This is a genomic window from Nocardioides sp. (genome assembly GCF_051876515.1).
Taxonomy (GTDB): domain Bacteria; phylum Actinomycetota; class Actinomycetes; order Propionibacteriales; family Nocardioidaceae; genus Nocardioides.
Window position 1 is genome coordinate 1 of record NZ_JBJEHY010000189.1, and the last position, 7260, is coordinate 7260.

Consider the following 7260-nt stretch of genomic DNA (forward strand, 5'->3'; position numbering starts at 1 on the left):
GGCCCGATGAGCACCCTTGTCCTGGCTGCCCGCGACACCGCGACCCTGTGGCGGCGCAACGTCCGCCACATCGTGCGCTACCCCTCGCTGACGATCATGCTGATCGCCCAACCGGTCCTGTTCCTGCTCCTGTTCGTGTACGTCTTCGGCGGGGCCATGGGCTCCGGACTGCCCGGTGCCCCCGAGGCGGGCGGCGTCGCCCGCGGTGCGTACCTGGCGTACATCGCCCCCGCGATGCTGCTCATCACCGTCGCCTCGGTCGCGCTCGCCACCGCCATCCACGTGGCCAAGGACTCCACCGAGGGGATCGTCGACCGGCTGCGCACGATGCCGGTGACCAAGTCCGCGCTCCTCAGTGCACACGTGCTGGCCGCCCTGGCCCAGACGGCCGTGGCCGTCGCGGTCGTCCTCGCGGTCGCGGTCGCGCTCGGCTGGCGCCCCGAGGCGGGCCTCGTCGACTGGCTGGCGGCGCTGGGCGTGCTGGCCCTGCTCGCGCTGGCGCTGACCTGGCTCTGCGTTGCGCTCGGGCTGGCCGCGGACAGCGTGGAGACGGCGAGCAACACCCCCATGTTCCTGGTGCTCCTGCCGTTCGTGTCGAGCGCCTTCGTCCCCACCGACTCGATGCCGACGGGGCTCGCGTGGATCGCGGAGAACCAGCCGTTCACCCCGGTCATCGACACCCTGCGCGCCCTGCTCACCGGCACCGCCCCGGGCGCTGACCTGTGGTGGGCGATCGGCTGGTGCCTCCTCATCTCGGTGGCCTCCTACGCGTGGGCGCGTCGCCTGTTCGGGCGCGTTCGGGCAAGGTGAGCACGTGTTGACGATCGGGCAGCTCGCCGCGTACGCCGGGGTCACCCCACGCGCGGTGCGGCACTACCACCAGATCGGGCTGCTCCCCGAGCCGGAGCGCGACGCGTCGGGATACCGCTCCTACGACGCCCAGGCGGTGATCGGCCTGGTCCGGATCCGTGTGCTCGCCGAGGCCGGCGTCCCGCTGGCCCGGGTGCAGGAGCTGCTGGACGCCGGCGAGGACGAGTTCGCGGCGGCGGTCACCGAGATCGACCGTCGCCTGCGGGCCGAGATCCGGGAGCTCACCGAGCACCGGCGGCGCATCGCCCGGCTCGCGGCCGGCGACTCGCTGGCCCTGCCACCGGTAGTGGTGGCCTACCTCGACCGGATGCGCGAGCTCGGCGTGCCCGAGCTGGTCGTACGCGGTGAGCGGGACGGCTGGATCCTGCTGGCTGCCAGGATGCCCGACCAGATGGACGAGTTCATGGCCGACAAGATGGCCCAGCTGGACGATCCCCGAACGGTGGAGCTCTACCGCCTCTTCGGCGACATCCTCGAGAACGGCGACAACGGCCAGCTCGACCGTGCCGCGGACCTGCTCGTCACCATGGTCGAGGAGGCCGAGCAGCGCGGGGACCTCGACCGCCAGGTGTCCGGCGACGACGCGTTCTTCGCTCTGGTGGACGCGTTCGCCTCCAGCTCGCACCCGATGATCGAGCGGCTGCAGGTGATCCTCGCCGAGCGGGGCTGGCGGGGGTGGAGCAGGATGGAGCGGGCGGAGTAGCGCGTCAGAAGGGGGTGGCCTTCTTGGGCGCGGCCGCCTTCGTGGCGGGAGCGACCTTCTTCGCCGCCGCCTTGGCGGGGGCGGCCTTCTTGGCCGGCACAGTCTTGGCGTTGCGGATCTCGACGGCCTTGTTGCCGCGGCGCACCTCGAACAGGCCGATCGCGGTGACGAGGTCGACCAGCTTCGCGTACCCCCAGTTGCGGGAGTCGAAGTCGGGCGAGCGCTTGGCGACGGTCGATCCGACGCCGCCGAGGTTGGCCCACCCCTCGTCGTCGGAGGCCGACGCGACGGCGCCGCGCAGCAGCTGGACGAGCTTGGCGTCGCCGCGCAGCTGCTTGGCGGGCACCCTGGCTGCGGGGCGTTCCGGGGAGTCGCTGTCGACCGCTGCCGTCGGGGCGTCGTCGTCCCCGGTCCCGGCCTCGGTCGCCTCCAGCCCCAGCACGTCGGTGTAGATGAACCGGTCGCAGGCCGCCACGAACGCCTCCGGCGTCTTGCGCTCCCCCACCCCGTACACCGTCTTGGCCGACTCGCGCAGCCGCGAGGCCAGTCGGGTGAAGTCGGAGTCGGAGGAGACGAGCACGAACCCGTCGAGGCGGTCGGAGTACAGCAGGTCCATCGCGTCGATGATGAGCGCGGAGTCGGTGGCGTTCTTGCCCTTGGTGTACGCGAACTGCTGCATCGGCTGGATTGCGTGCTTGTTGGCCGCCGCCTTCCACCCCTTGAGCTGGTCGGTGGTCCAGTCGCCGTAGATCCGCTTCACCGTGGCGGTCCCCAGCGTGGCGATCTCGGCCATGAGCGCGTCGGCGCGCGACGGCTGGGCGTTGTCGGCGTCGATCAGGACCGCGAGACGGGCTTCGGTGGTGGCCATGCGGCCAACCTACCGACGGATGTCTCCCACCGTCGCTCCCCCGCGCGATCCCGCGCCGTGCCCGTCCCACCGTCCCTCACCCGCATGCCGGGGGCGCCTAGCGGGACCGAGTCTGTCACGGAGGCGAACGAGGGGCCGTGAAGCAGCGCGGTTGACGCGTCAGAACCGCAGCCGCTCCCCCAGCGTCGCCCGGTGGTCGGCGTGCATGGGGTGCGCGGCGCGGGTGGCGGCCACGAGGGCCAGGTCGACGTCGGCCACGGCCAGCCCCTCGTCCGCACCGAGCCGGGCCAGGGGCCGACCCTCGGGGTCGTACACGGCCGAACCGCCGATGAAGGACTCCTCCCCGCACGTACCGGTCAGCATCGAGGAGACGACGAAGAAGCCGTTGTCGAGCGCCCGGGCCGGGTAGTACAGATCCCGACGGTGCTCCCCACCGGGGAAGTAGGCGGCGGAGTTGAGGTAGCCCAGGGCTCCGTCGTCGGCCGCCGCACGGGCGTGCTCGGGGAAACAGCCGTCGTAGCAGATCGACAGCCCCAGCTCCCACCCGTCGACGACCAGCGAGGCGCCGTGGCCCCCGGGGACGAAGTGGTCGTTCTCGTACCCGGAGAGGTGCTGCTTGTCGTACGCCGCCGCCACCGTGCCGTCGGCGCCGACCACCACCGAGGACAACGTACGCACCTCGCCCCGGTCCAGCGGGGTGGAGACCACGACGGTCACCCCTCCTGCCACGGCGGCCGCAGCCACCGGCGCCAGCAGGGAGCCGAGCTCCCCGATGGCGGGAAGCTGACCGGCGAAGCACGGCTCGCAGTAGCCCGTCAGGAACGCCTCCGGCAGCACCAGGAGCCGTACGCCCGCAGCGGCCGCCTCGTCGGTCAGCGCAGCGGCGCGAGCGACGTTGGCCGCCACGTCACCGCAGACCGCAGCAGCCTGCCCGGCCGCGACGCGGAGCACCTCGACCGGGGCCGTCATCAGCCGACGACGACCTCGACCCGCTGGAACTCCTTGAGCTCGGTGTAGCCGGTCGTCGCCATCGAACGACGCAGCGCGCCGATCAGGTTCATCGTGCCGTCGGCGACCCGGGAGGGCCCGAACAGGATCTCCTCGAGCGTGCCGAGCTGCTCGAAGCGCACCCGTTCGCCGCGCGGCAGGGTCGGGTTGGCGGCCTCCATGCCCCAGTGCAGCCCGTGGCCCGGCGCCTCGGTGGAGCGGGCCAGCGGGGACCCGACCATGACGGCGTCCGCGCCGCAGGCGATCGCCTTGGGGATGTCACCGGCGCGGCCGATGGAGCCGTCCGCGATGACGTGCACGTAGCGGCCACCCGACTCGTCGAGGTAGTCGCGCCGCGCCGCCGCCACGTCTGCCACCGCGCTGGCCATCGGCACCGCGACGCCCAGCACCGTACGGGTGGTGTGCGCCGCGCCGCCGCCGAAGCCGACGAGGACGCCAGCAGCACCGGTACGCATCAGGTGCAGCGCCGCCTGGTACGTCGCACACCCACCGACGATCACGGGGACGTCGAGCTCGTAGATGAACTCCTTGAGGTTGAGCGGCTCCGCGTTGGAGGAGACGTGCTCTGCCGAGACGGTCGTGCCGCGGATGACGAACATGTCGACCCCGGCGTCGACGACGGTCTTGGCGAACTCCTTGGTGTGCTGCGGCGACAGCGATCCGGCCACCGTGACGCCCGCTGCACGCATCTCCTTCAGGCGCGTCGTGATGAGCTCGGCCTTGATCGGCTCGGCGTAGATCTCCTGGATCCGACGCACCGCGTCGACACCCTCGAGCTCGGCGACCTCCGCCAGCAGCGAGGTGGGGTCCTCGTACCGGGTCCACAGCCCCTCGAGGTTGAGCACGCCCAGCCCACCCAGGCGACCGAACTCGATCGCGGTCGCCGGCGACATCACCGAGTCCATCGGCGCGGCGAGCACCGGGAGGTCGAAGCGGTACGCGTCGATCTGCCAGGCGGTGCTGACCTCCTGCGGGTCACGCGTGCGCCGCGAGGGCACGATCGCGATGTCGTCGAAGGAGTACGCGCGTCGCGCCCGCTTGGCCCTGCCGATCTCGATCTCAGTCACACGGCACAGCCTAGCCGCGTCACTCCTCGGTGATCGGAACGGCCAATCCGGCGACGTGGTCGAGCATCTGGGCCAGCACGGTCCGGCTCGCCTCGGTGTCGCGGTCGGCCAGCCACGTCGTGGTCACGCCGTCCATCATCGTGATCGCCATCCGCGCCATGATCGGCAGCGGCAGGGCCCACCGTTGACCCGTGGCCTCAGCGGCGAGCGACAGGACGTGGGAGGCGACGTCGTAGTAGGCGGCGTACTGCTGGGCAGCGACCTCCGGGTGCCCCGCGCGCAGCGCCCAGTGGTTGAGCTCGAACCCGACCTGCTCCACCTCGGGCGAGGCGGTGAGGTAGTCGAGGTACGCGTCGACGGCGCTCAGGAGCATCTCGCGCAGGTCCGTGGAGGGGACCACGCCCTCCCACACGGCCTGCCGCACCCGGCTCCCGAGACGCGCGATCAGCTCGTTGACCATCTCGTCGCGGGAGCGGAAGCAGTAGTGGAAGACCGACGGCTGCATGCCCGCCTCCGCCACGATGGCGCGCGTCGTGCCGGCCGCGACACCCTCGCGGGTCATCAGCTCCTCGGCCGCCTGGAGCAACCGCTCACGGCGTTCGTCGGCCTTCATTCGTGTCATCGCAGGCTCGCTCCCTTCGGCACGAGCCTAGGCGAGCAGGAGCGCTACTTCCTGAACACCCCCAACTCGTAGATGGAGTACCCGTACGAGGTCCTCCGCTGGGTCAGCGGGTGCTGTGCCGAGCACCAGGTTCGTGGTCGTCGTGTACGCCCAGGTCTCGGCCCCGGTGTCGAGGTAGCTCCCGTCAGGAGTCCACGGGTACCAGCCGGTACCTCTCCAAAGATCGGCACCAATAAGTGCAGTGCAGGACCGTGCAGAAGTGCCTCAGCTGCCCGAGTAGTTGGGCGCCTCGACCGTCATCTGCACACCGTGCGGATGGCTCTCCTTGAGCGAGGCCGACGTGATGCGGACGAACTTGCCCTTCTCCTGCAGCTCGCCGATGGTGCGCGCACCCACGTAGAACATGGACTGGTGCAGGCCGCCGATGAGCTGGTGGGAGACCGCGCCGAGCGGGCCCCGGTACGCGACCTGACCCTCGATGCCCTCGGGCACGAGCTCGTCGTCGCTGGTGACCTCGGCCTGGAAGTAGCGGTCCTTGGAGTAGGACTTCTTGCCGCGGCTGCTCATCGCGCCGAGCGAGCCCATCCCGCGGTACGCCTTGAACTGTTTGCCGTTGACGAAGACCAGGTCGCCGGGAGACTCCTCGCAGCCCGCGAGCAGCGAGCCCAGCATCACCGAGTCGGCCCCGGCCACGATCGCCTTGGCGATCTCGCCGGAGTGCTTCATGCCGCCGTCGGCGATCACCGGCACCCCGGCGGCCTTGGCGGCCAGGGAGGCCTCGTACACGGCCGTCACCTGCGGGACGCCGACACCGGTCACGATGCGGGTGGTGCAGATCGAGCCCGGACCGACGCCGACCTTGATCGCGTCGGCGCCGGCGTCGACGAACGCCTGTGCGCCGGCCCTGGTCGCGACGTTGCCGCCGATGACCTGGACGTGCTTGGTGGCGGGGTCGGTCTTGAGACGCCGCACCATGTCGAGGAGGAGGTGGACGTGGCCGTGGGCGGTGTCGGCGACGAGCACGTCGACGCCGGCCTCGATGAGGCGGGTCGCGCGCTCCCAGGCGTCACCGAAGTAACCGATGGCGGCACCGACCATGAGGCGGCCGTCGCCGTCGTAGGAGGCCTTGGGGAACTGCTCCCCCTTGACGAAGTCCTTGACGGTGATGAGGCCGGTCAGGGTGCCGTCGGGGTCGACCAGCGGGAGGCGCTCGCGCTTGTGCGCACGCAGCAGGGCGGTGGCCTCGTCACGGTCGATGCCGGTCGGACCGGTGATCAGCGGCATCGGCGTCATCATCTCGCTGACCTTGGTGGTCGCCCAGTCCGCGACCGGGGTGAAGCGCAGGTCGCGGTTGGTGATGATGCCGATCAGGCGGTTGCCCGGGTCGACGACGGGCAGGCCGGAGACGCGGTACTCGCCGCAGATCCGGTCGAGGTCCTCCAACGTGGCGTCGGGGCCGATCGTGACGGGGTTGGAGATGATCCCGGTCTGGGTCCGCTTGACCAGGTCCACCTGGTACGCCTGGTCGTCGATCGACAGGTTGCGGTGCAGGACCCCGATGCCGCCCTGACGGGCCATGGCGATCGCCATCCGCGACTCGGTCACCGTGTCCATCGCCGCGGAGAGCAGCGGGACCTGGATCGAGATCTCACGCGTCAGGCGCGTGGTCGTGTCGATCTCGTCCGGTGCCAGGTCGGACTCGCCGGGCAGCAGGAGGACGTCGTCGTAGGTGAGGCCGAGGTCTGCGAACTTCTCCGGGATCGTCACCCGGGCAAGTCTACGGCGCGCACCGCGGCAGGCTCACAATCCCACCGCTGTGAGATCGCGCAGGGGCACCCGGACGGTCAACGCGTCGCCCGCGAGGCGGATGCGGCCGCGCAGCCCGGAGCCCAGGACCATCGGCAGCACGGCCTGGTTGTCGGCCCGGGTCAGCAGGACCAGCTCCTCGTCACCCACACCGGCGGCCAGCCGCGCCGCCTCGACCAGCAGCCGCGACCCGATGCCGCGGCGGCGCCAGGCCGGGTCGACCTCCAGGGCGAGACGTCGTACGCCCGGCTCCACCTGCTCGGCCAGGACCGCGCGGGCCACCGGCGTCTCCTCGACCACGGCGGTCACCGAGTGC

At 71.2% G+C, this 7260-nt stretch carries 8 protein-coding genes; 2 read left to right on the forward strand and 6 right to left on the reverse strand.

Features of this window, described 5'->3' with window-relative positions:
* Together ACI379_RS14025 and ACI379_RS14030 are read left to right on the forward strand one after the other, a co-directional pair.
* Positions 1-810 (forward strand): ABC transporter permease (locus tag ACI379_RS14025; protein ID WP_439792715.1); only part of this gene is annotated, 810 nt, incomplete at its 5' end.
* 4 nt (positions 811-814) lie between these two features.
* Positions 815-1573: a MerR family transcriptional regulator gene (locus tag ACI379_RS14030; RefSeq protein WP_439792716.1), complete on the forward strand. Its 759-nt coding sequence runs from the start codon at positions 815-817 to the stop codon at positions 1571-1573.
* Positions 1574-1577: 4 nt separating this feature from the next.
* Here the strand turns inward: ACI379_RS14030 and ACI379_RS14035 are convergent, their stop codons facing one another.
* The 6 genes from ACI379_RS14035 to ACI379_RS14060 form a co-directional block, all read right to left on the reverse strand.
* Positions 1578-2441: an NYN domain-containing protein gene (locus ACI379_RS14035; protein WP_439792717.1), complete on the reverse strand. Its 864-nt coding sequence runs from the start codon at positions 2439-2441 to the stop codon at positions 1578-1580.
* Positions 2442-2600: 159 nt separating this feature from the next.
* Complete coding sequence (locus ACI379_RS14040) at positions 2601-3410, reverse strand: carbon-nitrogen hydrolase family protein (RefSeq protein WP_439792718.1); 810 nt, start codon at positions 3408-3410, stop codon at positions 2601-2603.
* Positions 3410-4516, reverse strand: coding sequence for a GuaB3 family IMP dehydrogenase-related protein (locus tag ACI379_RS14045; RefSeq protein WP_439792719.1), 1107 nt, complete (start codon positions 4514-4516; stop codon positions 3410-3412). The genes ACI379_RS14040 and ACI379_RS14045 overlap by 1 nt, the downstream gene beginning before the upstream one ends.
* 19 nt (positions 4517-4535) lie before the next feature.
* Entirely contained in the window at positions 4536-5138 is a 603-nt protein-coding gene (locus ACI379_RS14050) for a TetR/AcrR family transcriptional regulator (protein WP_439792720.1), read from the reverse strand.
* Between the two features lie 264 nt (positions 5139-5402).
* Positions 5403-6905 (reverse strand): IMP dehydrogenase, encoded by a 1503-nt coding sequence (gene guaB / locus ACI379_RS14055; protein WP_439792721.1) that lies wholly within the window; start codon positions 6903-6905, stop codon positions 5403-5405.
* 33 nt (positions 6906-6938) lie between these two features.
* Positions 6939-7260 (reverse strand): GNAT family N-acetyltransferase (locus ACI379_RS14060; RefSeq protein ID WP_439792722.1); only part of this gene is annotated, 322 nt, incomplete at its 5' end.